Consider the following 23,690-nt stretch of genomic DNA (forward strand, 5'->3'; position numbering starts at 1 on the left):
AACGTGCGGCGCCTTCCCTCAGCATCTGTAGCTGCTCGGGCGCAAGCAACCACGGCGCAACTCGCCACAAATAAAAAAGGGGCACCCCGAGGTGCCCCTTGCTTGATGCCGGACGCCGTCCGGCGCCGCCCGCTCAAGGCGTGCAGCGATAGACCATCACGTCATCCAGGTACCAGCCGATCAAACCGCTGCCGCAGTCACTGCCCAGCTCGAAGCGCAGCTTGACCTTGTCGCCAGCGACCGCATACGGCGCCAGGTTGACGATGGAACGACCCCACGAACCGCTCAGCGAGCCGCCGTCGCTGCCCGTGAAGCCGGGCTGGCCTGCCAGTGCACTGCTATTGCCTCCGGCGGCGGTCACCATCGTCGCGTTGTAGGGGTTGTAGATGAAGTCCGCCGCCTTGACCAACGTCCAGGCCCCGCCGTTCACGCTGATCTTGACGTTGCCGCCGTCAAAGCCCTGTTCCGTCGCGACATAGTGCTCGAAGGTCAGGCGAGGCGTCGTCGTGCCAGCGGGGATGATGATCTCCGGGCTCTCAAGGCGCTGCAGGCTCGTGGCGTCACCGCCCGCTGCGCAGGTGCCGATGTTGGGATCGGCCGCGAAGATGGCGTAGCCCGGACGGCCGCCCGGCAGCTTGGTGACGACACCCCAGTCGCGTGCCGGGTAGTCTGTGCTGCCTGCGTGCGTGACGGTCCACTTCAAGCCACCCTTCTTGCCGCCGTCGAAGCTGTCAGATGCCAGCGCGGTGGCCGCACCTGTTTCGCACAGCGCCGGCGGCGTCTTCTTCAGCAGCGGCACGAAGGCGCATTGGCTGGGCGCCTTGCGCATTTCCACGGCCAGCAGCATCTTCGGGATCTGCGAGCAGTCGGCTGCGCTGATGACTTCGCCCGACACGTTGCCGGTCTTGAGGTCGTTCAGCGGCAGGCCGGTCAGGTCGCGGCAGGACTGCTCCAGCGCATCGGCATGAACGGTGAAGTCGCTGGTCGGCGTTTGGTAGACGGTTTGCGCACGGTAGTAGATGTGCGCCGCCTTGGTCAGGCCGATAGAGGAAACGGTCTGCCCGTTGTAGTTGCCGCCGTCCACCAGCAGCGCATAACCGTGGTTGGGCACACCGGAGTTGCTGTGCACACCGCCGTTGTCACCCGCCTGCGTGTTGGGGCCGCACGAGTACTGCCGGTCGGAGACCTTGCCCGGGTTGCCATAGCACGTCGGGTTGTACATGTCACGCAGCGCGCCGCTCAGGCCGGGCGCGGTGGAGTCTTCGCCCAGCAGCCAGCGCACCGAGCTGTCGGTGCCGGTGCCGCCACGCGAGATCGTGAGGGTGACCGTGCCGGCCGCCAGCGCGTTCTTGATGGCCGTGCCATCGTTCTGAGTCACCGACAGCGAGGGCAGCGTGCTGCTGGGAGATCCATCGGCCATGTTGATGATGGCCGTGCCGCCCTGGTTGTTGCCGATGATGACGCCGACGGCGCCGGCGGCCTGGGCGTTGCTGGCCTTGATGCTGAAGCCGCAGGTGCCTCGGTCGATGAAGGCGATCTGGCCAGTGAGCGAGCCGGCCGGCAGCGCCGCACAGGCCGCGCTGGTGGAGCCCACCTGTACGCCAGTGAGCGTGCCAGTCAGCGAGAAGGTGGCGGGACCCCAGGCTGCCGTACCGGCGGGGAGGTTGCCGGCAATGGATGCCGGCGCCGTGATCTTCACGGTCGGCGCTGCCGGCGTGTAGACGGTGCAGGCGCCTTCGGTGCGCATCGTGTCGGGCGTGTCGCCGCCACGGCCGTTGAGGCGGTCCACGGTCTCACCCCAGATGTCCGAGTAAGCCTCGTTCAGCGCACCGGGCTGCCAGGCGTAGATCAGGCCGTGCGTGTACTCCGTGTAGGCGTGGGCCCATTCGTGCGCGGTGACGTCGTCGGTGGTCAGGCCGGGGCAGAACGAGATGAAGGTGCCGTTCCAGGACGCGTTGGGGCAGGCATTGCCACGGTTGAAGATCGAATCCATCGTGGCACCGTTGCCGTCGTAGGAGTCGCGGCCGAAGGCCAGCTTGAACAGGTCGTAGATCTCGGACGACGCCTGGATCATGTTGTCCGCTTCGGCGGTGCCCGTGGGGAAGGCCTGGCCTTCCACCCAGAACGGGCTGTTCGGGTAGTTCGGGCCGGGCGCCGTGGCGCCCTGCGCGTTGAAGGCGCGGCGGTTCTTGGCTTCGTGGATGCCGGCGATCTTGTCGATGACCTGGCCGGTGTGCGCGTCAACGTAGACGAAATCGCGCACGTCGACGCCGTTGCCGACGACGACTTCCCAAGCCAGGTGGTTGTCACCGGCGACGCCCTGCACCAAGCCTTCGCGGTAGATCATCAGCGTGGGCTTGGCGGCCGACAGTTTGACCGGGCGGCCCACGTCGGCGACCACGCGCTTCATGGCGATCCTGCCGGCTTCTTCGGCCGAGCGGGTCGGGGTGGTGTCGATGGCAAGGCCAGGCACGAACGTGCCGTTCGCGACCACCAGGTTGTCCGACGCGTCGAAGTGGGTCTTCAGCTCGGCGCCAAAGACGGGCACGCCGCGGTAGAACTGCTTGTGGCTGATGTGCGTACCACCGTGACGGTCCTTGGAGATGCGCGCGGCACCCAGTTCTTCGTTGGCATTGCTGATGCCGAAGAGGCCGCCGTAGTCGCGCATGAAGCGCATCGAGCCGTCATGCTTGGCGGCGTCGCTCATGGGGCGGCCACGGCTCTGGGCGGCCATCTTGAGGCCATTGCCGCGCGCGATGCGCACGAAGCGGGCGGCGCCGGTTGCGCCGTCGACGCTGACTTCCGCCTGCTGGCCCGTCTCGGTGGCGAGGCGGCTCATGGCTTCACGCTGGCCGCGCAAGGGACCTTGGTCCTGGGCCTGGGCTGCCATGGCCATGCATGCGGATAGGGCAAGCAGTGACAGGCGAAGTGGGGTTCGGGTCATGAACACTCCTGGGCGCGGCGGATGGCCGCTTCGTTGGTTTGCTGACGGAAAGAGCCGCTGGGGAGGGTTGCCCCCGGGGCCGGGGGGATCAGATGACGCGGCGACGCTTGGTGGCGGCCAGGCCGGCGAGGGCAAGGCCCACCAAAGCGAAACTGGCCGGCTCGGGTACGGTGCCGACGGTCAGGTTGTCCAGCGCGGCATACAGCGACTGGCCGGGACCGCTAATGGTCAATGACGTGATGAACGCATCAGCCACGAAACCGCGATAGCTGTCGGCCTCCGAGGTCGGCGTGAAGGTCTCGACGGTGCCGTCGCTCAGCAGCAGGCTGATCTGCACGGACTGAAAGTCGTCGGCGATATTGGTGGCGAAGAAATTCGCGCCGATGGCCGCCACGTTGCCGCTGGTGAAGGTGATGGTCAGCGGGTCGTCGATCTGGTTGGTGCCCAGAAAGGTGCCGGACGCATAGAGGTCCAGGGGGGCAGAGACGGTATAGGAAAAGAGGCCGTTGCTGAACGCTGCCGGCCCTGAGGGCGGGGTGCTGAGGCCGTCGAAGTTTTCAGTGTACGAACCGGGCAAGACCTGGTTCAGGAACGCCGCAGACGAGGTGTAGATGGTCGGCGCGGCAAAGGATGACAGCGACAGGGCGCTCAGTGCGAGCGCCGAAAGCAGGTGACCGGGTTTCATCAATGATCCTTTGATTGAAGACGAAGTTTGAGCAGCACGGATGCGGCATAAACTCATGGTTTCATGCACCGTGGCATCTAGTCATCCCTGATACGCGGGGACGGGAAACCCAGTACTTCGTCAAGCCCGCGGCTGGTACAGCAGCACCCGCGACGGCTCAAGCGTGTCTTGGATCACGAGGCGCTCAACACCCCGGGAGGGTGCTGGCAGAGAGCCTGCACGCTGGGGCGAGCAGAGGCACCCGAGCTTTAGCGGTCTGATTCCGCCGTCGACTGGCGGCTCAGGTGCAGCGTGGCAACGTAGGCGGTGCTCGCGATGGCACGGCCGGCGATCGCGGTGGGGTCAAGGCGTACCAGCGTCAGGCTGTGATCGAAGACGCGCGCACTCTGGGCCGGGCCTGGCGCCGCATGCAGCTCGCGAACTTCCTTGGGTCCACTGCCGCGCCGCAACCAGACTCGAACGGTCGCATCACCCGCCCACACGCATTGCTCGCCCTTCGGGCAGCGCGAGTCGGCCGTGACGCCTTCGAGCCCGACTTGTAGCGCATCGCCCACAAGTTGCCCAACCTCGCCCACGTTCAGGCTGAAGTTCTTGTCCAGCTCGATGTTGGCCGGCGGGGCCGTCACGGCCACGCTGCATCCGGTTCCCAAAAGCGCTGCCACCAACGTGGCACTAGCGAGTCTCATGTCCAACGCCTCCCGGTCATTGAAGTGGGACCGCCTCCAATGCGGCGCGCCTCGAGGTGCCCAACTCAGTCGGATCGAGTATGGCAGCAAGACCTGGCCGCGATGACTCGCAGCGAAACGATCGGGGCAACGCGCTCAGCGAGCCGCCGCAACCCCTCACGGCAAGTCGTTCATTGCCTGGGCTGCGACGCGCCCTCGGCCACGGCCACGACGTTGGCGGGCTGCGGCAGCGTCAGGCGGTTGTCCACGCCGCGCACGCCCTGAGGTGCGCCGGCCAGCACGGTGGCGCGGTCCTTGGCTGCCACGTCGGGCGCCGGGCCTTCCAGGCGCACGATGCCCTTGTCGGTGCTGACGACGATGCGCGCGGCGCTCAGGCTGGGGTCGACGGCAAGCGCGGCCTTGACCTTGGTGCTGATGCCGGCATCGTCGATGGCCGTGCTGACGCCTTCCACCGCGCCCAGCGAGACCTGGGTGGCGGCGTTCTGCGAGTCGGTCAGCGTCTGGCCGGCGCGGTTGCCGACATCACGGACGCTGGCCACGCTGTCATCAAGTTGCGTGCCCACACTGCGCGGGTCCTGCATGACGACGAAGGCCACCGCGGCGATGGCCGCCCCGACGCCCAGCGCCAGGAACCAGCCCAGCAGCCGCGCCGGACGGCGCGGCGCGAGCCGCTGCACGCGCGGCGCCAGCGGGTCCTTGCTGGCACGCAGGTTGGGGTCGAGGGCGGGCTTGGACTCCAGCCAGTCGTCGGGTTGGCGGTCTGTGGGTTGTCTCATGGTGGTGCTCCCGGGACGGCCGCGCTCAGGCGCGCGTCATCCAGTCCTTGAGTTCGTCGGCATGCTCTTCCTCGTCGGCGAGGATGTCTTCCAGCAGCCGGCGGGTCGTGGAGTCCTTGTCGGCGATGAGGCCGATCATCTGGCGGTAGCTCTCCACCGCCACGCGCTCCGCGATCAGGTTGGACCTGATCATGCCCTTGAGGTCATTGATCTCGTCGTAGTCCGCGTGGCCTCGCTCCAGCAGGCCCACCGGGTTGAAGTCGGGCTCGCCGCCCAGCTGCACGATGCGCTGCGCCAGCCGGTCGGCATGACCCAGCTCCGCATTCGCGTGGACGAGGAATTCCTCCGCGATGGTGGGCGACTCCAGGCCGCTGGCCATGAAGTGGTGGCGGCGGTAGCGCAGCACGCAGGTCAGCTCGGTGGCCAGTGCGCCGTTGAGCAACTGCACGATGTCGTCGCGCCAGGGGCCGTAGGCCGGTGTGACGGCGCCGTCGTCAAGGTCGCTGCGGGCGGCCTTCAGCGCGGCGTCATTCAGCCGCAGCGGGGTGTGTTGCTCAGCCATTGCGGGCGACCACGAGCTGGTTGTCCACCGAGCGCACGCCGCTCACGGCGGCAGCCAAAGTCGTCGCGCGCGACTGCGAGCCGGCATCGGGCGCCATGCCGGTCAGCGTGACATGCCCGTCCTGCGCCTTCACGTCGATCTTGGTGGCCTTCAGCCGGTCGTCGGCCACCAGGGCGGCATTGATCTTGGTGACGATGGTGGCGTCCGTGACGGCTTCGGAGGTGGCAGCGGCGGCCTGCTTCACCTTGTCTTCCGCCGTGTCGGCGGCACGGCCCGCGTCGGCCTTGGCTTGCGCACCGGCCTGCTTGGCCTCGGCGATGGCGCCGTCCAGCTTCTGGCCGGCGGTGCGGTCGTCTTCATGCTTGCCGCAGGCTGCCAGCGCCGCGGCCAGGGCCAGCGCACCGATCATCGGCAGGCGGGAGGTGGTGATGCTGTTCATCATGGGTCCCTTTTTCAAGGTTGCGAGAGTCGTCAACGCAACTCTGGCCCCTGCCCGCCCAGGCCGGCATCGGCTGCGGTGCTGATCGTCTGTCGGACAGAACTGACCCACGCCTGCATGGGAATCGCCGCCAGAAATGCAAACGGCCCCTCGCGGGGCCGTTCATTTCAGCGGTCGGCGCGTTCAGCGGCCGATGTTCAGCGGCGCCATCGACATGTAGGCGCGCGACTGGGTCGCGATGCGGCGCTCGAGGTCGACATGGTCGACGGCGTCGGACAGGTACTGCTCCTCGAGGGAGGTCTGGGTTTCGACGGTCAGCGCGTTGCGCAGCGACTGGACGAAGTTCTGGATCAGGCTCATGGTGGTTTGGGCTTGTGGCCCGATGACATTTACTAGGGTAAACCCGATTATAGGGTAAACACTAGATTCATGCAAACGGCGCCTCAGCCGGTCTCCAGCGCCAGCCCGGCCTGGGTCCAGGCGTCGATGCCGCCGCGCAGTACGCGCGCCTGGCGGCCTTGCTGCTTCAGCCACTGGGCCGCACGCACGGCCGAGGCGTCGTTGGGGCAGGCGCAGTAGGTGATGAACTCGCCCGCCACGGGCCAGTCGGTCAGCGCCACATCGCCCAGCGCGCCCAGGTCGAGATGGCGGGCACCGGGGATGCGGCTGCCCAGTGGCATGTCCACCGAGGCGGCGCGCACGTCGACGAGGACCACATCGCAGCCCCGCTCCAGCAGCAGCATCACGTCAGCCGGGCCCAGGCGCTCGAAGCGGCTCAGCTCGCGGCGCACGCGAAACCGCCGCCACAGCCGCCAGCCCAGATAGGCGCCGATCGCCGCCAGCAGCAGCGCGAACGCAACGCTGCCCAGGTTGCCCAGCGCGCGCAGCAGCGCGTCGATCTGCTCATGGAAGATGCGGCCCGCCAGCACGGCCACGCCGGCCCACAGCGCCGAGCCCAGCAGGTTCCAGCCCAGGAAACGCCGTGCCGACATGCCCAGCGCCCCGGCCAGCGGCGGCGCCAGGATGGACAGCCCCGGCACGAACTTGGCGATGACCAGCGTCAGCACCCCACGGCGGGCAAAGCTGGCCTCGTTCTGGCGCACGCAGCTGTCCGGCGAGATGGAGATGCGGCACAGCGTCGCCAGCACGCGCCGGCCCAGGCGCCGGCCGGCCCAGAACCACAGCGCGTTGGCCGCCATGGCCGCCAGCGTCGCGACCGCGAAGGCGCGCAGCGCGAAGCCGTCGCGCGTGGCACCTTCCACGCCCGCCAGCAGCAGCACCGGCGTGGACGGCAGCGGCGCGCCGAGCTGCTCCAGCAGCACGGCCAGGGCCACGGCGATGAGGCCGTGGCGGGAGAAAAGTTCGGTCAGCAGGTCCATGGCGATTCGGCGCGCAGCATAGCCGCGAGGCCTTGACCTGAGCGGCACACGCCCATCGTGATGTAGTTGATTACATTACGCCTGCCATGCCTGCCGACCTCTGGAGCCAATTCGATGCCGCGCCGCTCGCGCTGACGCTGCGTGTGGCCGGCGTCGCGACGCTGCTGGCGCTGCTGCTGGGCGTCGCGCTGGGCTGGGTGTTCGCGCGCACCCGGCTGCCCGGCCGCAGCGTGCTGGAGGCCATCTGCATGCTGCCGCTGGTACTGCCTCCCACCGTGCTGGGCTACGGCATCCTGGTGTTGATGGGACGACGCAGCGCTTTGGGCGGCTGGCTGCGCGAGCACTTCGACTACACCGTCATCTTCAATTGGCATGGCGCCGTCATCGCGTCGGCGCTGGTGGCGCTGCCGCTGGTGCTCAAGGGCGCCAGCAGCGCCTTCGCGCAGGTGGACCGCAACCTGGAAGCCGCCGCGCGCACGCTGCGCCAGTCGCGCTGGAGCAGCTTCGTGCGCGTGACGCTGCCGCTGGCCTGGCCGGGCATCCTGGCCGGCACGCTGCTGGCCTTCGCCCGCGCGATGGGCGAGTTCGGCGCATCGCTGATGGTGGCCGGCTCCATCCCGGGCCAGACGCAGACCGCGTCCATGGCCATCTACGACGCCGTGCAGGCCGGCCGCGACGACGTCGCGCTGATGCTGGCCCTGGTCATCTCGGCCGTCTCGGTCGTCATCCTCGTGCTGTCCAACCGCTATCTGCAACGCCCCACACCATGATGTTCAAGCGCCTGCTCTGCACCCTCGCCGTTTCACTCTCATCCGCCCTGCCCTTCACGGCGCAGGCCCAGCAGCTCACCGTGTCCGCCGCGGCCAGCCTGACCGACGCGTTCAAGGAGATCGCCCCGCGCTTCGAGGCCGGCAAGCCCGGCGCGACGCTGCGCTTCAACTTCGCGGCGTCGGGCGTGCTGCTGCAGCAGATCGTGCAGGGCGCGCCGGTGGACGTGTTCGTCAGCGCCGACCAGGAGACGATGAACCGCGGCATCGACCAGAAAGTCATCGCTGCCGACACGCGGCGCGACTTCGCCGCCAATTCGCTGGTGCTGATCACCCCGGCCCAGGGTGCGCCCGCGCTCGCGGCGCTGGCCGACCTGAGCAAGGCCGACGTGAAGCGCATCGCCGTCGGCAAGGTCGCCTCCGTGCCGGTGGGCCGCTACACGCAGCAGGCGCTGGAAAGCGCCCAGCTCTGGACCGCGCTGAACCCCAAGTTCGTGTTTGCCGACAACGTGCGCCAGGTGCTGGACTATGTGTCGCGCGGCGAGGTCGAGGCCGGCTTCGTCTACCGCACGGACGCCGAACTGCTGAAGGACAAGGTGCGCATCGCGCTGACCGTGGGCGGGCATGCGCCGGTCACCTACCCGGCAGCGGTCGTCGCGGACAGCAAGCAGGCAGCCATCGCGCGCGACTTCGTCGCCTTCCTGGGCGGGGCGGAGGCGCAGGCCATCCTGGCCCGCTACGGTTTCGGCAAGCCTTGATCGACGTCAAGCTGCAACTCTCGGTCAGCGACAACCGCCGTCGCTTCGACCTCGACATCGCCTTCAAGACCGATGCGCCCTTCGTCGCGCTGTACGGCCCGTCGGGTGCCGGCAAGTCGCTGACGCTGCAGGCCATGGCCGGCCTGCTGGCGGTGCGCGCCGGCCATGTGCGGCTGAACAATCGCGCGCTGCTGGACACGGCCACCGGCATCAACCTGGCGCCCGAGGCGCGTGGCGTGGGCTATCTGTTCCAGCAGTACGCGCTGTTCCCGCACCTCAGCGTGTACGACAACATCGCCTTCGGGCTGACCAGCTGGCGCCAGCGGCTGAAGGCCGACGACGCGGCCCGCGTGGCGGAATTGATCGCGTCCTTTGGGCTGACCGCGATGGCGCGCAGCAAGCCGTCAACCCTGTCCGGCGGTCAGCAGCAGCGCGTGGCGCTGGCCCGGGCGCTGGCCTGCAACCCGCAGGTGCTGCTGCTGGACGAACCCTTCGCGGCGCTGCACAGCGCGCTGCGCCGCGAGCTGCGCGCCGAGCTGCAGCGTGTGCGTGCGCAATGGGGCATCCCGGCCGTCATGGTCAGCCACGATGCCGAAGACGTGCTGGCGCTGGCCGACGAGACCTACCTGATCGAGGGCGGGCAGGTCTGCGATCGCCTGCAGGCAGGCGATCCCGCGCTGGCGGGCCGGCTGCGATGAAGGCCACCGACCACCCGCTGCTGCAGGGCGAGCTGCGCCTGGCCGGCCGGCTCGACGAGCGCTTCTTCGACCTGCTGGCCGCGCTGGCGCTGACTGGCTCACTGCAGAAGGCCGCGCGCGCCGCCGGCTACAGCTACAAGGGGGCCTGGCTGGTGCTGGACGCCGCTGCGGCGCTGGCAAACGAACCGCTGGTCGACAGCGAGACCGGTGGTGCCGGCGGCGGCGGCTCGCGGCTGACGCCCGCCGGCGACACGCTGCTGGCCGCCTGGCGCGAACTGCAAGGCCGCCACCGCGCCTTCCTGCGCGAGCAGGAGGCCTGGCTGGCCGCCCGGCCCGAACTCCATCAACTGCTGAAGACCACCGCCATGAAAACCACCGCCCGCAACCAGTTCAGCGGTCACATCAGCGCCGTGCGGCCCGGCCCCAGCACCTGGCAGGTGCGCCTGGCGCTGCCCGGCGGCGACGCTGAGATCAGCGCCTCGCTGACCGCCGAGGCCGCCGAGGAGCTGGCCGTCAGCGTCGGCCAGCAAGCCCTGGCCCTGGTGAAGGCGTCCGAGGTCGTGCTGGTGAGCGACTTTGCCGGCTACCGGCTGTCGGCGCGCAACCAGCTGGCCGGCACCATCGCCCGCATCGAGCGCGGTGCCGTCTCGTCCCTGGTCGGCCTGACGCTGCCCGGTGGCACCACGGTGACGGCCAGCGTCACCAATGACGCGGTGGACGGCCTGGGCCTGGCCGTCGGCCAGCCGGCCACCGCCTGCTTCAAGGCTTATGCCGTCATGCTGGCCGTGCGCGGCTGACGAAGTTATTCGAATAAGGAAATAAGAAAACTGTCGYTCCTCGAATAAGAGAGTTTGGGCACCCTCGCGGCTTCGTTCATTCGATGGCCCTGCCCATGCCCTCCTCCTTCCTGACCTTCCGCCGCGCCGCGCTGGTGCTGATCGCTTCGGCCGCCGCCCTGCCTTCGCTGCCGGCGCTGGCCAATGACGCCGCGCTGCTGAACGTCTCCTACGACGTCGCGCGCGAGCTCTACAAGCAGATCAACCCGGCGTTTGCCGCGTCCTGGAAGGCCAAGACCGGCCAGACCGTCGTGCTGAACCAGAGCCACGGCGGCTCCAGCAAGCAGATCGGTGCCGTCATCGGCGGCCTGGAGGCCGACGTGGTGACCATGAACCAGGCCACCGACATCCAGCAGCTGGCCGAGAAGGGCTACACACCGGCCGACTGGGCGCAGCGCTTTCCCAACGGTGCCGCACCCTACAGCTCCACCATGCTGATGCTGGTGCGCAAGGGCAACCCCAAGGGCATCAAGGACTGGTCCGACTTGGCCCGCCCCGGCGTGCAGGTCGTCATCCCCAACCCCAAGGTGACGGGCAACGGTCGCTACGGCTACCTCGCGCTGTGGGGCAGCGTCATCGCCAGCGGCGGCAGCGAGGCACAAGCGCGTGAACTGGTGACCAAGGTGTTCACCAATGTGCCGGTGCTGGACGGCGGTGGCCGCGGCGCGACGACCACGTTCACGCAACGCGGCATCGGCGACGTGCTGGTGACCTTCGAGGGCGAGGTCGAGCTGATCGAGAACGAGTTCGGCAAGGGCCAGTTCGAGCAGGTCAACCCCAGCATCTCCATCGAGACCGATGCGCCGGTGGCCATCGTCGACAAGGTGGCCGCCAAGAAGGGCACGGCCGCGCTGGCCAAGGCCTACCTCGACTTCCACTGGACGCCCGAGGGCCAGGAAATCATCGCCAGGAACAACTTCCGCCCGCGTGACCCGGCGATCTTCAAGAAGCACGCGCAGCGCTTTGCCAACATCAAGCTGTTCACCGTCGACCAGACGCTGGGCGGCTGGGCCAAGGTCAGCAAGACGCACTTCGCCGACGGCGGCACCTACGACCAGATCGTGACGGGGATCAAGCGTTGAGCTCTCCCGCCTCGACGGCGGCACCAGCCAGCCTGGTGCCCGCCAGCGGCGGCGGCCGCTCGTCCTTCACGCGCCGCCGGGTGCTGCCCGGCTTTGCGCCCACGCTCGGCTTCACGCTGTTCTACCTGTCGCTGATCGTGCTGGTGCCGCTGACGGCGGTGTTCCTGAAGTCGTCGGGCCACGGCTTCGAGGCCTTCTGGGCGGCCGCCACGTCGCCGCGCGTGATGGCCTCGTACAAGCTCAGCTTCGGCGCGTCGCTGATCGCCGCCTTCATCAACCTGTTCTTCGGCCTCATCCTGGCCTGGTGCATCGTGCGCTATGAGTTCCCCGGCAAGAAGCTGGTCGACGCGCTGATCGACCTGCCCTTCGCGCTGCCCACGGCCGTGGCCGGCATCGCGCTGACGGCGCTGTACGCACCCAACGGCTGGGTGGGTTCGCTGTTCGTGCCGGGCGGCGCGCTGGCGACGCTGTTCGGCGAGGCGGGGCTGAAGATCGCCTTCACGCCGCTGGGCGTGCTGCTGGCGCTGATCTTCATCGGCCTGCCCTTCATCGTGCGCACGGTGCAGCCGGTGCTGGAGGACATGGAGACCGAGCTCGAGGAAGCCGCGGCGAGCCTGGGCGCGCAGCGCTGGCAGACCTTCCGCTACGTGGTGCTGCCCACGCTGATGCCGGCACTGCTGACCGGCTTCGCGCTGGCCTTCGCGCGCGCGGTCGGCGAGTACGGCTCGGTGATCTTCATTGCCGGCAACATCCCCATGGTCAGCGAGATCACGCCGCTGATGATCATCGCCAAGCTGGAGCAGTACGACTACGTTGGCGCGACGGCCATCGCGGCCGTCATGCTGATCGTCAGTTTCGTGCTGCTGCTGGCCATCAACGGCCTGCAGGCCTGGAGTTCGCGCCGGGGGAGCAAGCGATGAGCACCGCGTTGCATCTGGCGCCCGCCCGTGCCCGCGCCAAGTACCAGGACAACCCCGCCACGCGCGAATCCACCTGGGTGCGTCTCGCGCTGCTGACGCTGGGCCTGGGCTTCTTCGCCATCTTCCTGCTGCTGCCGCTGGTGGCCGTGTTCACCGAGGCGCTGCGCAAGGGCTGGGCGCTGTACTTCTCGTCGCTGGCCGACGAGGAGACGTTCTCGGCCATCAAACTCACGCTGACGGCTGCCGTCATCGCCGTGCCGCTGAACCTGGTGTTCGGCGTCAGCGCGGCCTGGCTGATCGCCAAGCACGAGTTCCGCGGCAAGCAGCTGCTGATCACGCTGATCGACCTGCCGTTCTCGGTCTCGCCCGTCGTGGCCGGCCTGATGTACGTGCTGATCTTCGGCGCGCAGGGCTGGTTCGGGCCGTGGCTGCAGGCGCATGACGTGAAGATCATCTTCGCCGTACCCGGCATCGTGCTGGCGACCATCTTCGTGACCTTCCCCTTCGTCGCCCGCGAGCTGATCCCGCTGATGCAGGCGCAAGGCAAGGACGAGGAAGAGGCCGCGACCGTGCTGGGCGCCAGCGGCTGGCAGACCTTCCGCCGCGTCACGCTGCCCAACATCAAGTGGGGCCTGCTGTACGGCGTCATCCTGTGCAATGCACGGGCCATGGGGGAGTTCGGCGCGGTGTCGGTCGTCTCAGGCCACATCCGCGGCCTGACCAACACGCTGCCGCTGCACGTCGAGATCCTCTACAACGAATACCAGTTCGCCGCCGCCTTCGCCGTGGCCTCGCTGCTGGCGCTGCTCGCGCTGGTGACGCTGGTGATCAAGCAATTCATCGAGTGGCGTGCCAGCCAGTCGCACGCTGCATAAGGGCAAGTGATGGGCATCCAGGTTCAAAACATCCACAAGAGTTTCGGCAACTTCACCGCCCTGGGCGACGTGTCGCTGGACTTCCCGCGCGGCGAACTGGTCGCGCTGCTCGGCCCCTCGGGCTGCGGCAAGACCACGCTGTTGCGCATCATTGCCGGGCTGGAACAGGCGGACCGCGGCCGCGTGCTGCTGGACGGCCAGGACGCGTCGGACACGCACGTGCGCGAGCGCCAGGTCGGCTTCGTGTTCCAGCACTACGCGCTGTTCCGCCACATGACGGTGTTCGACAACGTCGCCTTCGGCCTGCGCGTGAAGCCGCGCAAGACCCGGCCCAGCGAACCCGAGATCAAGAAGCGTGTCACCGAGCTGCTCAAGCTGGTGCAACTGGACTGGCTGGGCGACCGCTTCCCGCCGCAGCTGTCCGGTGGCCAGCGCCAGCGCATTGCGCTGGCGCGTGCGCTGGCCGTGGAGCCGCGCGTGCTGCTGCTGGACGAGCCCTTCGGCGCGCTGGACGCGAAGGTGCGCAAGGAATTGCGCCGCTGGCTGCGCCGCCTGCACGACGAGCTGCACATCACCAGCATCTTCGTCACGCACGACCAGGACGAGGCCCTGGAAGTGGCCGACCGCATCGTGCTGATGGACCACGGCCGCGTCGAGCAGGTCGGCACGCCGCAGGAGGTCTACGAGCGCCCGGCCACGCCCTTCGTCTACGGCTTCCTCGGTGCGGTCAACCGCTTCGTGGGCCATGCGCGCGGCGGCGTGCTGCACATGGGCGAGCACCAGCTGCCGCACGACGGTGCCCACGGCGACGGCGAGGTGCAGGCCTACGCGCGGCCGCACGAGCTGCAGATCCTGACGGACGAATCCGCGCCAGGGCTGGCTGCAACGGTTGAGCGCGTGCTGTCCTTCGGCGCCAGCGCCCGCGTCGAGCTGATCGGCCCGGATGGCCAGCCGCTGGAGGCGGAGCTGACGCGCGACGAAGCCGACGCGCTGCGCCTTCAGGGCGGGCAGCGCGTGCGGCTCAGCGCGGCGCGGTTGAGCTTGTTCGAGGCCGGCGCAGGCATCTGATAGTTGACCCTCGCATGCCCTGCTGCGGATTGATTCCTTCCCTGACGTTGCAGCGCTGAGCACACTGGAATCTCCAATCCAGGAGTTTTCATGAGCATCACCGCCATCAACGTGCGCAACCAGTTCCGCGGCACCGTCAAGGAAATCATCGAGGGGCCGGTCGTCTCCGAAGTCGATGTGGTCACACCGCAAGGCCTGGTCGTCACCTCGGTCATCACGACCCGCTCGGTCAAGGAGCTGGGTCTGGAGGTCGGTCGCGACGTCGTCGCGCTGGTCAAGTCCACCGAGGTGTCGATCGCAACGCTCTGAGGAGCCCGTCATGGCCTACAGCGCACCCCGCGTCCTCATCATCCCGGGCCTGCACGACAGCGGCCCGGCGCACTGGCAGACATGGCTGCAAGGCCAATACCGCGACGCCCGCCGCGTCACGCAGCGCGACCCCAGCAGGCCCGAGCTGGAGCGCTGGGCCGAGCGCATCCAGCGCACGCTGGAGGTCGCAGGCCCCGGTGAATGGCTGGCCGTCGCGCACAGCTTCGGCTGCCTGGCGCTGGCCCGCCACCTGGCCGACCATCCGGCCTCGCCCATCCGCGAGGCGCTGTTCGTGGCACCCGCCGAGCCCGACAAGTTTGGCATCGCCGAGGCCCTGCCCCACGAGCGCCTGCCGCGCCGCTCGCGGCTGATCGCCAGCAGCACCGATCCCTGGATGAGTGCGGCCAGCGCCGCGCGTTGGGCGCACCGTTGGGGCGCCAGCTACAGCAACCTCGGCAACGTCGGCCACATCAATGCAGAGGCTGGCTTCGGGCCGCTGCCGCTGGCCAAGAGCTGGATCGAAGCCGCACGGGCGCGCGCGGCCGCCGAGCAGCGGCCGCGACACGCGGAATTCCGCGAATGGGCGTTCGCGGTCTGACGGGTCAGGTCAGTGTGGCCTTGAACACCGCCAGCGTGCGGTCCCAGGCCAGCTGTGCCGACACGGGGTCGTAGCGCGGCGTCGTGTCGTTGTTGAAGCCATGCTGCGTGCCGCCGTAGACGAACTGCTCGTAGCGCACACCGGCCGCCTTCAGCGCGGCCTCGTAGGCCGGCCAGCTGGCGTTGACGCGCTCGTCGTTGCCCGCGTAGTGCAACAGCAGCCTCGCCTTGATGCGCGGCACGTCCTCCACCGCCGGCGCGGCGCCGTAGAACGGCACGGCCACGGCGAGCTCGGGCACTTGCGTGGCGACATGGTTGGACAGGCTGCCACCCCAGCAGAAGCCGACGACGCCGACCTTGCCCGTGCTGTCGGGCAGTGAAAACAGCCCGCGCGCCGCGGCGACGATGTCGGCGCGCGCCTTGGCCGCGTCCAGCTTGCCGAACAGCTCGCGCGCCTTGCCCTCGTCGCCCGGGTAGCCCCCCAGCGGCGCCAGCGCGTCGGGCGCATAGGCCACGTAACCCGCCAGCGCAACGCGGCGGGCGATGTCCTCGATGTGCGGGTTCAGGCCGCGGTTCTCGTGCACGACGAGCACGGCCGGCAGCTTGCCCGCCGCGCTGGTGGGCTTGGCCAGATAGCCCTGCACCTGGCCATTGCCCTGGGGGGACTCGAAGGCCTGGCGGCGCACGACCAGCCGCGGGTCGTCGGGCTTGACCTGCTGGGCGGCGGCGAAGTTGGGGCTGAGCGCGGCCAGCAGCGCGGCGGCGCCGGCCGGGCCACCGGCGAAGGTGGCGGCCTGTTCGAGAAAGCCGCGGCGGCTGAGATCGCCGTGCACGTAGCGGTCGAACAAGGGCCAGGCCTGGGGCGGAATGGGCTTATGCATGAACGGGCTCCTGAAAGGTGCGCTGACTTTAGACGTCACTCAGCGGGCCTGCACTGCGAAGAATCGCATAACGATATGGCGAATCGTTCGACGACAGATCTGACGATCATTCGCAGAATCGCCCCGCATGAACTTCCAGCAACTCCGCTCCGTCCGTGAGGCCCAGCGCCGCGGCTTCAACCTGACGGAAGTCGCTCAGGCCCTGCACACCTCGCAGCCCGGCGTGAGCCGCCAGATCCGCGAGTTGGAGGAAGAGCTCGGCATCGAGCTCTTCGTGCGTGTTGGCAAGCGCCTGACCGGGTTGACCGAGCCCGGCGAGCAGGTGCTGCCCGTCATCGAGCGCCTGCTGCAGGAGGCCGAAAACCTCAAGCGCGCGGCCGATGACTTCGCCCAGGCCGGCAGCGGGCGGCTGCGCATCGCCGCCACGCACAGCCAGGCGCGCTATGCGCTGCCGCCGGCCGTGCGCGACTTCCGCGCCCATCACCCCGACGTCAGCCTGCATCTGCAGCAAGGCTCGCCGCAACAGATCGCGCGCCTGCTGCTCGATGGCGAGGCCGATGTCGGCATCGCCACCGAGGCGCTGGCGCAGTACCCCGAGCTGGTCGCGCTGCCCTGCTATCGCTGGACGCATTCGGTCGTCGTGCCGCCCGGCCATCCGCTGCTGGACGGGCCGCTGACGCTGGCGCGCGTGGCCCAATTTCCCATCATCACCTACGAGCCTGGCTACACCGGCCGCTCGCACATCGACGAAGCTTTCTCGGCGGCGCAGCTGACGCCGCACATCGTGCTCAGCGCGATGGACGCGGACGTCATCAAGACCTACGTGGAGCTGGGCCTGGGCGTGGGCATCGTCGCGGCCATCGCCTTCGACGAGGAGCGCGACCGCCACCTGCGCGCCATCGACGCCCGCCATTTGTTCGAGGACAACATGACGCGGCTGGCCGTGCGGCGCAGCGCCTACTTGCGCGACTACGTCTACGAGTTCATCCAGACCTTCGCCTCGCCGCTCAAGCGCGAGGTCGTGGACGCCGCGCGCCACGAGTTGCCGGCGCTGGCCGCCGAGCCCGTGCTGGCGTGGTCGAAAGCCGCATGAGCTTGCGCCATCTTCTTCTTTGCCCGCCTCACCCCTCATCCCTAGAGTGAACCGCTCCCTCCCTAACTCAAACACCATGCGCCGCCTTTTCACCGCCCTCACCTTCGCCCTCGCCGCCACCGGCGCGTTTGCCCAGACCTCGCTGCTCAACGTCTCCTACGACCCGACCCGTGAGCTGTACCAGGACTTCAACAAGGCCTTCGCCGCCCACTGGAAGGCCAAGACCGGCGAGGTGGTGAGCATCAAGGCCTCGCACGGCGGCTCCGGCAAGCAGGCGCGCGCAGTCATCGACGGCCTGGAGGCCGACGTCGTCACGCTGGCCCTGGCCTACGACATCGACGCGGCGGCCGACCACAAGCTGCTGCCGCTGGACTGGCAGAAGAAGCTGCCCAACAACGCCAGCCCCTACACGTCCACCATCGTGTTCCTGGTGCGCAAGGGCAACCCCAAGCGCATCAACAACTGGCCCGACCTGGCCCGCAGCGGCGTCGAAGTGATCACGCCCAACCCCAAGACCAGCGGCGGTGCGCGCTGGAACTACCTGGCCGCCTGGGGCTTCGCGCTGAAGAACGGCGGCACGCCGGCCTCGGCACAGGACTTCGTCAAGCGCATCTACGCCAACACCAAGGTGCTGGACTCGGGCGCGCGCGGTTCGACGACCACCTTCGTCGAGCGCGGCATCGGCGACGTGCTGATCGCCTGGGAGAACGAGGCCTACTTGGCCGTCAAGGAACTTGGTCCGGACAAGTTCGAGATCGTCACGCCCAGCGTGTCCATCCTGGCCGAGCCGCCGGTGGCCGTCGTCGACAAGGTCGTCGACAAGCGTGGCACGCGCAAGCAGGCCCAGGCCTACCTGGAATACCTCTACACGCCGGAAGGCCAGGAGATCGCGGCCAAGAACTACTACCGCCCGCGTGACGCCAAGGTCGCGGCCAAGTACGCCAAGCAGTTCGCGCCAGTCAAGCTGTTCACCATCGACGAGCTGTTTGGCACCTGGCGCCAGGCGCAGAAGGCGCACTTCGACGACGGCGGCGTGTTCGACCAGATCTACTCGCCCGGAGCGAAGTAACCCGATGACTGACCGGAACCGCTAGATGTGAAGTCTTGTTGCTCCGGTCATCCCGGGCTCGACATCGGGCGTTGAGCGGCCTCATCATGAGGCCGCCATGAGAAGAAACCTCGCGCTCTGTACCGCTCTCGTCCTGGGCCTGCTGGGCTGCGCGACCGCGCCCACGACGGCACCCTCCGTGCACGGCACGGCCCAGGACACCCTCTGGTTGGACCGTCTCACCTGGGGCGCCAGCAGTACCGACCTGGCCGCGGTCCGTTCCCAGGGCCGCACCGCGTGGCTGGACGCTCAGCTCAGCCCGCGCAACCCAGCCCCGCTGCCCGAAGCCGCGCAGGCGCAGATCCAGGCCCTGGCCATCAGCCAGACCGAGCTGCTGCCGCTGGTGCAGCGCATGGAGGCCCAGCGCAAGGCCGCCGATGCGCTGACCGATGACACGGCCAAGGCGGCCGCCCAGAAGGACTACCAACAGGCCCTGACCAAGCTGGCCCGCGAGGCCTCGGCCCGGCAGCTGCTGCAGGCCCTGTACTCGCCCAACCAGGTGCAGGAGCAGCTGAGCTGGTTCTGGTTCAACCACTTCAACGTCCACCAGTTCAAGAACAACCTGCGCGTGATGGTGGGCGACTACGAGCAGGGGCTCCGGGAGCGGGCCCTGGGCAGGTTCCGTGACCTGCTGGGCTACACGGCCCACCACCCGGCCATGCTGCGCTACCTCGACAACGAGCAGAACGCCGCCAACCGCATCAACGAGAACTACGCGCGCGAGCTGCTGGAGCTGCACACGCTGGGCGTGGGCGGCGGCTACAGCCAGCGCGACGTGCAGGAGCTGGCCCGCGTGCTGACGGGCCTGGGGCTCAACCTGACCGACAACAAGCCCAAGCTCAAGCCCGCGCAGGAGACGCAGTACCGCCGCGCCGGTCTGATGGAGTTCAACCCCGCACGGCATGACTTCGGCGACAAGCAGCTGCTGGGCATCACCATCAAGGGCCAGGGCGAGGCCGAGCTGGACCAGGTGCTGGACCTGCTCGCCAAGCACCCCAGCACCGCGCGCTTCGTGTCGCGCAGGCTCGCGCAGTATTTCGTCGCCGACGAGCCGCCCCCCGCCCTCGTCGAACGCATGGCCGAGCGCTGGCAGCAGAGCGACGGCCGTATCGCCGAGGTGTTGCGCGCCATGGTCGGCTCGCCCGAGTTCGAGGCGTCGCTGGGCCGCAAGTTCAAGGACCCGACGCACTACGTCGTCTCCGCCGTGCGGCTCGCCTATGCCGACAAGGTTGTGCTGAACACCGCGCCGATGATCGGCTGGCTGTACCGCCTGGGCCAGGCGCCCTACAACCGCCAGACGCCGGACGGCTATCCGCTGGACGAGAGCGCCTGGGCCGGGCCGGGCCAGATGACGACGCGCTTCGAGATCGCCCGCGCCATCGGCAGCGGCAGCGCGGGCCTGTTCAAGGTCGAGGGCGAACCCAAGGACCGCCCCGCCTTCCCGCAGCTGGCTCACCCGCTGTACTACGACGGCATTGCGCCGCGCCTGGCCGCGGCGACCCAGCAGACGCTGAAGGACGCTAGCTCGCCGCAGGAATGGAACACCTACCTGCTCGCCTCCCCCGACTTCATGCACAGGTGACCCGATGAAACGCCGCAACCTGCTCCAACTCGGCCTGGCTGGCCTCGGTACGGCCGCCCTGCCGACCCGCCTCTGGGCCGCGTCGCCCGACGCGCCGCGCCTGCTCGTCGTCTTCCTGCGCGGCGCCTATGACGCGGCCAACCTGCTGGTGCCGACGACGTCGTCGTTCTACTACGAGGCGCGCCCCAACATCGCGATCGCGAAGGCCACGGCATTGCCGCTGGACGACAGCTGGGGCCTGGCGCCCGCCATGGCCGACAGCATCCACCCGCTGTGGCTCAAGGGCCAGGCGGCCTTCGTGCCGTTCGCGGGCACCAACGACGCGTCGCGCAGCCACTTCGAGACGCAGGACCACATCGAGCTGGGCCAGGCCGATGAAGGCAGCCGCGACTTCCGCAGCGGCTTCATGAATCGGCTGGCCGGCGTGCTGGGCGCCGCAGGCGTGACCAGTTCGCGCCTGGAGGCCATGGCCTTCACCGACCAGGTGCCGCTGATCCTGCGCGGCAACCTGCCGGTGGCCAACCAGGCGTTGCGCGACCTGGGCAAGCCCGCCATCAGCGGGGCCCAGGCGCAGGCGATTGCCGGCATGTATGCCGGCACGCGGCTGGCCGGCACGGTCAGTGGCGGCTTCGAGGTGCGCGACGAGATCTCACGCGAGATGGCCGGCGAGATGGAAGCAGCCAGCCGCGGCGCCATCGCCGCCAAGGGTTTTGCGCTGGAGGCACGCCGCATCGCCCGCCTGATGCGCGAGCGCGTCACGCTGGGCTTCATCGATGTGGGCGGCTGGGACACGCACGTGGGCGAAGGCGGTGCCACCGGCCAGCTGGCCACCAAGCTGGGCGAGCTGGGCCGCGGCCTGGCGCTGTTTGCCGACGAGATGGGGCCGCAGTGGAACAACACCGTGGTGGTGGTGGTCAGCGAGTTCGGCCGCACCTTCCGCGAGAACGGCAACCGCGGCACCGACCATGGCCACGGCAGCGCCTACTGGGTGCTGGGCGGCGGCGTGAAGGGCGGGCGCATCGCGGGCGAACAGGTGGAGGTCAAGGCCGCCACGCTGTTCCAGAACCGCGACTACCCGGTGCTGAACGAGTACCGCGCCCTGCTGGGCGGCCTGTTCAGGCGCATGTACGGCCTGAGCGACGCGCAACTGGCCACCGTCTTCCCCGGTGCCAGCGCGCGCGATCTGGGCCTGGCTTAGCGGGCCAGACGATTGGCGACTGCCTTGATGCGCTCGCCGAAGACCCGGGCCGTCGCGAAGTCCCCCGCCACCATCTCGGCGGGCGAGGCATCGCTGGGCGACGTCGTCATCAGGCCGCTGAACGACGCGACATAGTTGATGTCGTCACGCGTCGAGCTCTTCTTGTTCGACGGCATCACGCCGGTGCCAACCCACAGCATGGAGTGCTGCTGGCTCAGCGTGAACAGGTAGTGCAGCGTCGACAGCTTGTCGCCGTTCATCGACGCGCTGTTCGTGAAACCGGCGGCCAGCTTGTCCTTCCAGCCCTGCGTGAACCAGACCTTGCTGGACGCATCGGCGAACTTCTTGAACTGCCAGCTCACGGTGCCCATGTAGGTCGGGCTGCCGAAGATGATGGCGTCCGCGTCGGCCAGCGCCGCCCAGTCGGCGTCGCTGACGTTGCCCTCGGCGTCGATGGCGATGAGCTGCGCGCCCGCGCTCTCGGCGACGGTCTCGGCGACGCGCTTGGTGTGGCCGTAGCCGGAGTGGTAGACGACAACGATCTTGCTCATGGAGAACTTTCTCTGTGGTGGGGGTGGGAAGAAATCAGGCGGCCAGGTCGAAGACCAGCACCTCGGCATCATGACCGGCCGTCAACGCGAGGCGCGATGTTTCGCGAATCTGCAAGGCATCACCGGTTGTCAGGTCTTGTCCATTCACGCTAAGCGCGCCGCGCACGACGTGCACATACGCGAGGCGGCCCGGGGCCAGTTCCAGTTCCGCGCTCTCGTTGCCATCGAACAGCCCGGCATACAGGCGCGCGTCGGCGTGGATGGTCACCGATCCATCGGCGCCGTCATTGGCCGCGACGAGGCGCAGCTTGCCGCGCTTGGAGTCGGCGTCGAAGTGCTTCTGCTCATAGCTCGGCGCGATGCCGCGCGCATCCGGCTGGATCCAGATCTGCAGGAAATGCGTCGTCTGGTCCTTCGCGTGGTTGAACTCGCTGTGCATGACGCCCGTACCGGCGCTCATGCGCTGCACGTCACCGGGGCGGATGACGCCGGCGTTCGCGCCACCCACTTCGCCATTGCCCATGCTGTCCTTGTGCGCCAGCTCACCCGAGAGCACATAGCTGATGATCTCCATGTCGCGATGGCCGTGCGTGCCGAAGCCCTTGCCGGCGGCCACCTTGTCCTCGTTGATGACACGCAGCGCCCCGAAGCCCATGCGGGCCGGGTCGTAGTAGTCGGCGAAGGAGAAGCTGTGGAAGGACTTCAGCCAGCCATGGTCGGCGTAGCCGCGGTCGGAGGACTTGATCAGTTGCAGCATTTGGAACCCCTTTCGTTGTCAGTGAAGTCAATGTAGGAGCGGGGGCCATCGGCATCGGTGAGCGCTCTCCGAGGCACCGTTCAAATAGACTGAACGCATGTCGACCTCCCATGACAAGCGCCGCGCGCTGACCCCCGAAGCGCTGTCCATGATGGACACCATCGCCCGCACCGGCAGCTTTGCGGCCGCCGCCCGCGAGATGGGCCGCGTGCCGTCGGCGCTGACCTACTCCGTGCGCCAGCTCGAGGACGCACTGGACGTGCTGCTGTTCGACCGCAGCTCGCGTCAGGCGGTGCTGACGTCCGCCGGCCAGGAGCTGCTCGTCGAAGGCCGGCGGTTGCTGCAGGAGCTGGACGCCGTGGCCAACCGCGTGCGCCGCATCGCCACGGGCTGGGAGAGCGAACTGACCATCGCCGTCGACGACGCCATCGCCCGCCGGGCGCTGTTCGACCTGATGGAGGCCTTCTACGCCGAGAAGACCGACAACGGCGCCCCGCCGCCGACGCGGCTGAAGCTGCGCGTGGAGGTGCTGGCCGGCACCTGGGAGGCCTTGCTGCATGGCCAGGCCGACCTCGCCATCGGCGTGCCGGCGCAGATGCAGAGCAGCCACGTCCACTGCGAACTGGGGGGCGAGCTGGAGTTCGCCTTCTGCGTCGCGCCCCACCACCCGCTGGCGCAGGTGCCCGAGCCGCTGACCACCAGCCAGATCGCCGAACACCGCATCATTGCCGTCGCCGACAGCGCGAGGCTGCTCGCGCCGCTCACGGTCGGCGTGCTGCCCGGCCAGGACGTGCTGACTGTGCCGTCGCTGGCCACCAAGCTCGAAGCGCTGCTGCGCGGCCTGGGCTGCGGCTCGCTGCCGGTGCCCATGGTGCGCCGGCACATTGACGCCGGCCGCCTGGTGCGCAAGACCACTTACGAAGGCCGGCGTACCGGGCTGATGCACTACGCCTGGCGCGACACGGGCCAGGCGCCGGGCAAGGCGCTGGCCTGGTGGATCGCGAAGCTGCGCGGTCCAGCCACGCAGCAGGCGCTGCTCGAACAACACGAAGGCCTGCTGCTCTAGGAGAAGCTGTGAACAGGCCCTGCACGCCCGCTCATCCCGCCGCAGCGTCGCGCCTGTGCGTTGCAAATGCTCG

General features: G+C 68.6%; 26 protein-coding genes. 15 read left to right on the forward strand and 11 right to left on the reverse strand.

The annotated features are described in order from the left end of the window. Nucleotides 1-133: 133 nt before the first annotated feature. From AC1D29_RS22860 to AC1D29_RS22895, 8 genes are all read right to left on the reverse strand, one after another. Entirely contained in the window at nucleotides 134-2,839 is a 2,706-nt protein-coding gene (locus AC1D29_RS22860) for a M4 family metallopeptidase (protein WP_477901767.1), read from the reverse strand. Nucleotides 2,840-3,032: 193 nt separating this feature from the next. Then, on the reverse strand, nucleotides 3,033-3,629 hold the full coding sequence (locus AC1D29_RS22865) for a PEP-CTERM sorting domain-containing protein (RefSeq protein ID WP_477901769.1): 597 nt from the start codon (nucleotides 3,627-3,629) through the stop codon (nucleotides 3,033-3,035). Between the two features lie 248 nt (nucleotides 3,630-3,877). Then, nucleotides 3,878-4,261: a hypothetical protein gene (locus AC1D29_RS22870; protein WP_477901771.1), complete on the reverse strand. Its 384-nt coding sequence runs from the start codon at nucleotides 4,259-4,261 to the stop codon at nucleotides 3,878-3,880. Between the two features lie 224 nt (nucleotides 4,262-4,485). Further along, the gene (locus tag AC1D29_RS22875) at nucleotides 4,486-5,091 is read right to left on the reverse strand and encodes a BON domain-containing protein (RefSeq protein ID WP_477901773.1); all 606 of its coding nucleotides are present in this window, start codon (nucleotides 5,089-5,091) and stop codon (nucleotides 4,486-4,488) included. A 25-nt stretch (nucleotides 5,092-5,116) separates the two neighbouring features. Next, the gene (locus AC1D29_RS22880; protein WP_477901775.1) at nucleotides 5,117-5,653 is read right to left on the reverse strand and encodes a ferritin-like domain-containing protein; all 537 of its coding nucleotides are present in this window, start codon (nucleotides 5,651-5,653) and stop codon (nucleotides 5,117-5,119) included. Then, the gene (locus AC1D29_RS22885; protein WP_477901777.1) at nucleotides 5,646-6,092 is read right to left on the reverse strand and encodes a BON domain-containing protein; all 447 of its coding nucleotides are present in this window, start codon (nucleotides 6,090-6,092) and stop codon (nucleotides 5,646-5,648) included. The genes AC1D29_RS22880 and AC1D29_RS22885 overlap by 8 nt, the downstream gene beginning before the upstream one ends. Nucleotides 6,093-6,275: 183 nt before the next feature. Further along, the gene (locus tag AC1D29_RS22890; RefSeq protein ID WP_477901779.1) at nucleotides 6,276-6,452 is read right to left on the reverse strand and encodes a hypothetical protein; all 177 of its coding nucleotides are present in this window, start codon (nucleotides 6,450-6,452) and stop codon (nucleotides 6,276-6,278) included. An 83-nt stretch (nucleotides 6,453-6,535) separates the two neighbouring features. After that, entirely contained in the window at nucleotides 6,536-7,471 is a 936-nt protein-coding gene (locus tag AC1D29_RS22895; protein WP_477901781.1) for a VTT domain-containing protein, read from the reverse strand. Nucleotides 7,472-7,557: 86 nt separating this feature from the next. On the opposite strand from AC1D29_RS22895, the gene modB reads away from it, so the two are divergent. The 10 genes from modB (at nucleotide 7,558) to AC1D29_RS22945 (ending at nucleotide 15,382) form a co-directional block, all read left to right on the forward strand. Then, the gene (modB, locus tag AC1D29_RS22900; protein ID WP_477901783.1) at nucleotides 7,558-8,241 is read left to right on the forward strand and encodes a molybdate ABC transporter permease subunit; all 684 of its coding nucleotides are present in this window, start codon (nucleotides 7,558-7,560) and stop codon (nucleotides 8,239-8,241) included. Then, entirely contained in the window at nucleotides 8,238-8,996 is a 759-nt protein-coding gene (gene modA, locus AC1D29_RS22905; RefSeq protein WP_477901784.1) for a molybdate ABC transporter substrate-binding protein, read from the forward strand. Before modB ends, modA begins: the two co-directional genes overlap by 4 nt. Then, nucleotides 8,993-9,694 (forward strand): ATP-binding cassette domain-containing protein, encoded by a 702-nt coding sequence (locus AC1D29_RS22910; protein WP_477901786.1) that lies wholly within the window; start codon nucleotides 8,993-8,995, stop codon nucleotides 9,692-9,694. Before modA ends, AC1D29_RS22910 begins: the two co-directional genes overlap by 4 nt. Further along, complete coding sequence (locus AC1D29_RS22915) at nucleotides 9,691-10,491, forward strand: TOBE domain-containing protein (RefSeq protein WP_477901788.1); 801 nt, start codon at nucleotides 9,691-9,693, stop codon at nucleotides 10,489-10,491. The genes AC1D29_RS22910 and AC1D29_RS22915 overlap by 4 nt, the downstream gene beginning before the upstream one ends. A gap of 95 nt (nucleotides 10,492-10,586) precedes the next feature. Next, the gene (locus AC1D29_RS22920) at nucleotides 10,587-11,612 is read left to right on the forward strand and encodes a sulfate ABC transporter substrate-binding protein (protein ID WP_477901790.1); all 1,026 of its coding nucleotides are present in this window, start codon (nucleotides 10,587-10,589) and stop codon (nucleotides 11,610-11,612) included. A 32-nt stretch (nucleotides 11,613-11,644) separates the two neighbouring features. Beyond that, nucleotides 11,645-12,532, forward strand: a complete 888-nt coding sequence (gene cysT / locus AC1D29_RS22925) for a sulfate ABC transporter permease subunit CysT (protein WP_477902253.1) — start codon at nucleotides 11,645-11,647, stop codon at nucleotides 12,530-12,532. Then, nucleotides 12,529-13,407, forward strand: coding sequence for a sulfate ABC transporter permease subunit CysW (cysW, locus tag AC1D29_RS22930; protein ID WP_477901792.1), 879 nt, complete (start codon nucleotides 12,529-12,531; stop codon nucleotides 13,405-13,407). The genes cysT and cysW overlap by 4 nt, the downstream gene beginning before the upstream one ends. A 9-nt stretch (nucleotides 13,408-13,416) precedes the next feature. Continuing rightward, complete coding sequence (locus tag AC1D29_RS22935) at nucleotides 13,417-14,475, forward strand: sulfate/molybdate ABC transporter ATP-binding protein (RefSeq protein WP_477901794.1); 1,059 nt, start codon at nucleotides 13,417-13,419, stop codon at nucleotides 14,473-14,475. A gap of 90 nt (nucleotides 14,476-14,565) precedes the next feature. Next, entirely contained in the window at nucleotides 14,566-14,784 is a 219-nt protein-coding gene (locus tag AC1D29_RS22940; protein ID WP_477901796.1) for a TOBE domain-containing protein, read from the forward strand. A gap of 10 nt (nucleotides 14,785-14,794) precedes the next feature. Further along, nucleotides 14,795-15,382: an RBBP9/YdeN family alpha/beta hydrolase gene (locus AC1D29_RS22945; protein WP_477901798.1), complete on the forward strand. Its 588-nt coding sequence runs from the start codon at nucleotides 14,795-14,797 to the stop codon at nucleotides 15,380-15,382. Nucleotides 15,383-15,386: 4 nt separating this feature from the next. On the opposite strand, the gene AC1D29_RS22950 is transcribed toward AC1D29_RS22945, so the two are convergent. After that, entirely contained in the window at nucleotides 15,387-16,262 is an 876-nt protein-coding gene (locus AC1D29_RS22950; protein WP_477901800.1) for a dienelactone hydrolase family protein, read from the reverse strand. 127 nt (nucleotides 16,263-16,389) lie between these two features. Between AC1D29_RS22950 and AC1D29_RS22955 the strand changes: the two genes are divergently transcribed. From AC1D29_RS22955 to AC1D29_RS22970, 4 genes are all read left to right on the forward strand, one after another. After that, a complete protein-coding gene (locus AC1D29_RS22955; RefSeq protein ID WP_477901802.1) occupies nucleotides 16,390-17,355 on the forward strand; it encodes a CysB family HTH-type transcriptional regulator in 966 nt (321 codons plus the stop codon). A 76-nt stretch (nucleotides 17,356-17,431) separates the two neighbouring features. After that, complete coding sequence (locus AC1D29_RS22960; RefSeq protein ID WP_477901803.1) at nucleotides 17,432-18,424, forward strand: sulfate ABC transporter substrate-binding protein; 993 nt, start codon at nucleotides 17,432-17,434, stop codon at nucleotides 18,422-18,424. 97 nt (nucleotides 18,425-18,521) lie between these two features. Then, complete coding sequence (locus AC1D29_RS22965; RefSeq protein WP_477901805.1) at nucleotides 18,522-20,045, forward strand: DUF1800 domain-containing protein; 1,524 nt, start codon at nucleotides 18,522-18,524, stop codon at nucleotides 20,043-20,045. 4 nt (nucleotides 20,046-20,049) lie between these two features. Further along, entirely contained in the window at nucleotides 20,050-21,243 is a 1,194-nt protein-coding gene (locus AC1D29_RS22970; RefSeq protein ID WP_477901807.1) for a DUF1501 domain-containing protein, read from the forward strand. On the opposite strand, the gene AC1D29_RS22975 is transcribed toward AC1D29_RS22970, so the two are convergent. Both AC1D29_RS22975 and AC1D29_RS22980 read right to left on the reverse strand, forming a co-directional pair. Beyond that, nucleotides 21,240-21,794 carry a flavodoxin family protein gene (locus AC1D29_RS22975; RefSeq protein WP_477901809.1) on the reverse strand — a complete coding sequence of 185 codons (555 nt, stop codon included), beginning with the start codon at nucleotides 21,792-21,794 and terminating at the stop codon, nucleotides 21,240-21,242. The genes AC1D29_RS22970 and AC1D29_RS22975 overlap by 4 nt on opposite strands. A gap of 34 nt (nucleotides 21,795-21,828) precedes the next feature. Next, nucleotides 21,829-22,551, reverse strand: a complete 723-nt coding sequence (locus AC1D29_RS22980) for a pirin family protein (protein WP_477901811.1) — start codon at nucleotides 22,549-22,551, stop codon at nucleotides 21,829-21,831. A gap of 97 nt (nucleotides 22,552-22,648) precedes the next feature. Here AC1D29_RS22980 and AC1D29_RS22985 point away from each other — a divergent pair, with 97 nt between their 5' ends. Further along, a complete protein-coding gene (locus tag AC1D29_RS22985) occupies nucleotides 22,649-23,617 on the forward strand; it encodes a LysR family transcriptional regulator (RefSeq protein WP_477901813.1) in 969 nt (322 codons plus the stop codon). Nucleotides 23,618-23,690: the final 73 nt, after the last annotated feature.

It is taken from the genome of Roseateles sp. P1_C6, assembly GCF_056406315.1.

What these genes read in the sequence shown, in the direction of transcription:
- AC1D29_RS22860 (WP_477901767.1), bottom strand. Translation starts at nt 2,839, where the DNA reads ATGAGCCGCCTCGCCACCGAGACGGGCCAGCAGGCGGAAGTCAGCGTC.
- AC1D29_RS22865 (WP_477901769.1), bottom strand. Translation starts at nt 3,629, where the DNA reads ATGAAACCCGGTCACCTGCTTTCGGCGCTCGCACTGAGCGCCCTGTCG.
- AC1D29_RS22875 (WP_477901773.1), bottom strand. Translation starts at nt 5,091, where the DNA reads ATGAGACAACCCACAGACCGCCAACCCGACGACTGGCTGGAGTCCAAG.
- AC1D29_RS22880 (WP_477901775.1), bottom strand. Translation starts at nt 5,653, where the DNA reads ATGGCTGAGCAACACACCCCGCTGCGGCTGAATGACGCCGCGCTGAAG.
- AC1D29_RS22885 (WP_477901777.1), bottom strand. Translation starts at nt 6,092, where the DNA reads ATGAACAGCATCACCACCTCCCGCCTGCCGATGATCGGTGCGCTGGCC.
- AC1D29_RS22890 (WP_477901779.1), bottom strand. Translation starts at nt 6,452, where the DNA reads ATGAGCCTGATCCAGAACTTCGTCCAGTCGCTGCGCAACGCGCTGACC.
- AC1D29_RS22895 (WP_477901781.1), bottom strand. Translation starts at nt 7,471, where the DNA reads ATGGACCTGCTGACCGAACTTTTCTCCCGCCACGGCCTCATCGCCGTG.
- modB (WP_477901783.1), top strand. Translation starts at nt 7,558, where the DNA reads ATGCCTGCCGACCTCTGGAGCCAATTCGATGCCGCGCCGCTCGCGCTG.
- modA (WP_477901784.1), top strand. Translation starts at nt 8,238, where the DNA reads ATGATGTTCAAGCGCCTGCTCTGCACCCTCGCCGTTTCACTCTCATCC.
- AC1D29_RS22915 (WP_477901788.1), top strand. Translation starts at nt 9,691, where the DNA reads ATGAAGGCCACCGACCACCCGCTGCTGCAGGGCGAGCTGCGCCTGGCC.
- AC1D29_RS22920 (WP_477901790.1), top strand. Translation starts at nt 10,587, where the DNA reads ATGCCCTCCTCCTTCCTGACCTTCCGCCGCGCCGCGCTGGTGCTGATC.
- cysW (WP_477901792.1), top strand. Translation starts at nt 12,529, where the DNA reads ATGAGCACCGCGTTGCATCTGGCGCCCGCCCGTGCCCGCGCCAAGTAC.
- AC1D29_RS22935 (WP_477901794.1), top strand. Translation starts at nt 13,417, where the DNA reads ATGGGCATCCAGGTTCAAAACATCCACAAGAGTTTCGGCAACTTCACC.
- AC1D29_RS22940 (WP_477901796.1), top strand. Translation starts at nt 14,566, where the DNA reads ATGAGCATCACCGCCATCAACGTGCGCAACCAGTTCCGCGGCACCGTC.
- AC1D29_RS22945 (WP_477901798.1), top strand. Translation starts at nt 14,795, where the DNA reads ATGGCCTACAGCGCACCCCGCGTCCTCATCATCCCGGGCCTGCACGAC.
- AC1D29_RS22950 (WP_477901800.1), bottom strand. Translation starts at nt 16,262, where the DNA reads ATGCATAAGCCCATTCCGCCCCAGGCCTGGCCCTTGTTCGACCGCTAC.
- AC1D29_RS22955 (WP_477901802.1), top strand. Translation starts at nt 16,390, where the DNA reads ATGAACTTCCAGCAACTCCGCTCCGTCCGTGAGGCCCAGCGCCGCGGC.
- AC1D29_RS22960 (WP_477901803.1), top strand. Translation starts at nt 17,432, where the DNA reads ATGCGCCGCCTTTTCACCGCCCTCACCTTCGCCCTCGCCGCCACCGGC.
- AC1D29_RS22965 (WP_477901805.1), top strand. Translation starts at nt 18,522, where the DNA reads ATGAGAAGAAACCTCGCGCTCTGTACCGCTCTCGTCCTGGGCCTGCTG.
- AC1D29_RS22970 (WP_477901807.1), top strand. Translation starts at nt 20,050, where the DNA reads ATGAAACGCCGCAACCTGCTCCAACTCGGCCTGGCTGGCCTCGGTACG.
- AC1D29_RS22975 (WP_477901809.1), bottom strand. Translation starts at nt 21,794, where the DNA reads ATGAGCAAGATCGTTGTCGTCTACCACTCCGGCTACGGCCACACCAAG.
- AC1D29_RS22980 (WP_477901811.1), bottom strand. Translation starts at nt 22,551, where the DNA reads ATGCTGCAACTGATCAAGTCCTCCGACCGCGGCTACGCCGACCATGGC.
- AC1D29_RS22985 (WP_477901813.1), top strand. Translation starts at nt 22,649, where the DNA reads ATGTCGACCTCCCATGACAAGCGCCGCGCGCTGACCCCCGAAGCGCTG.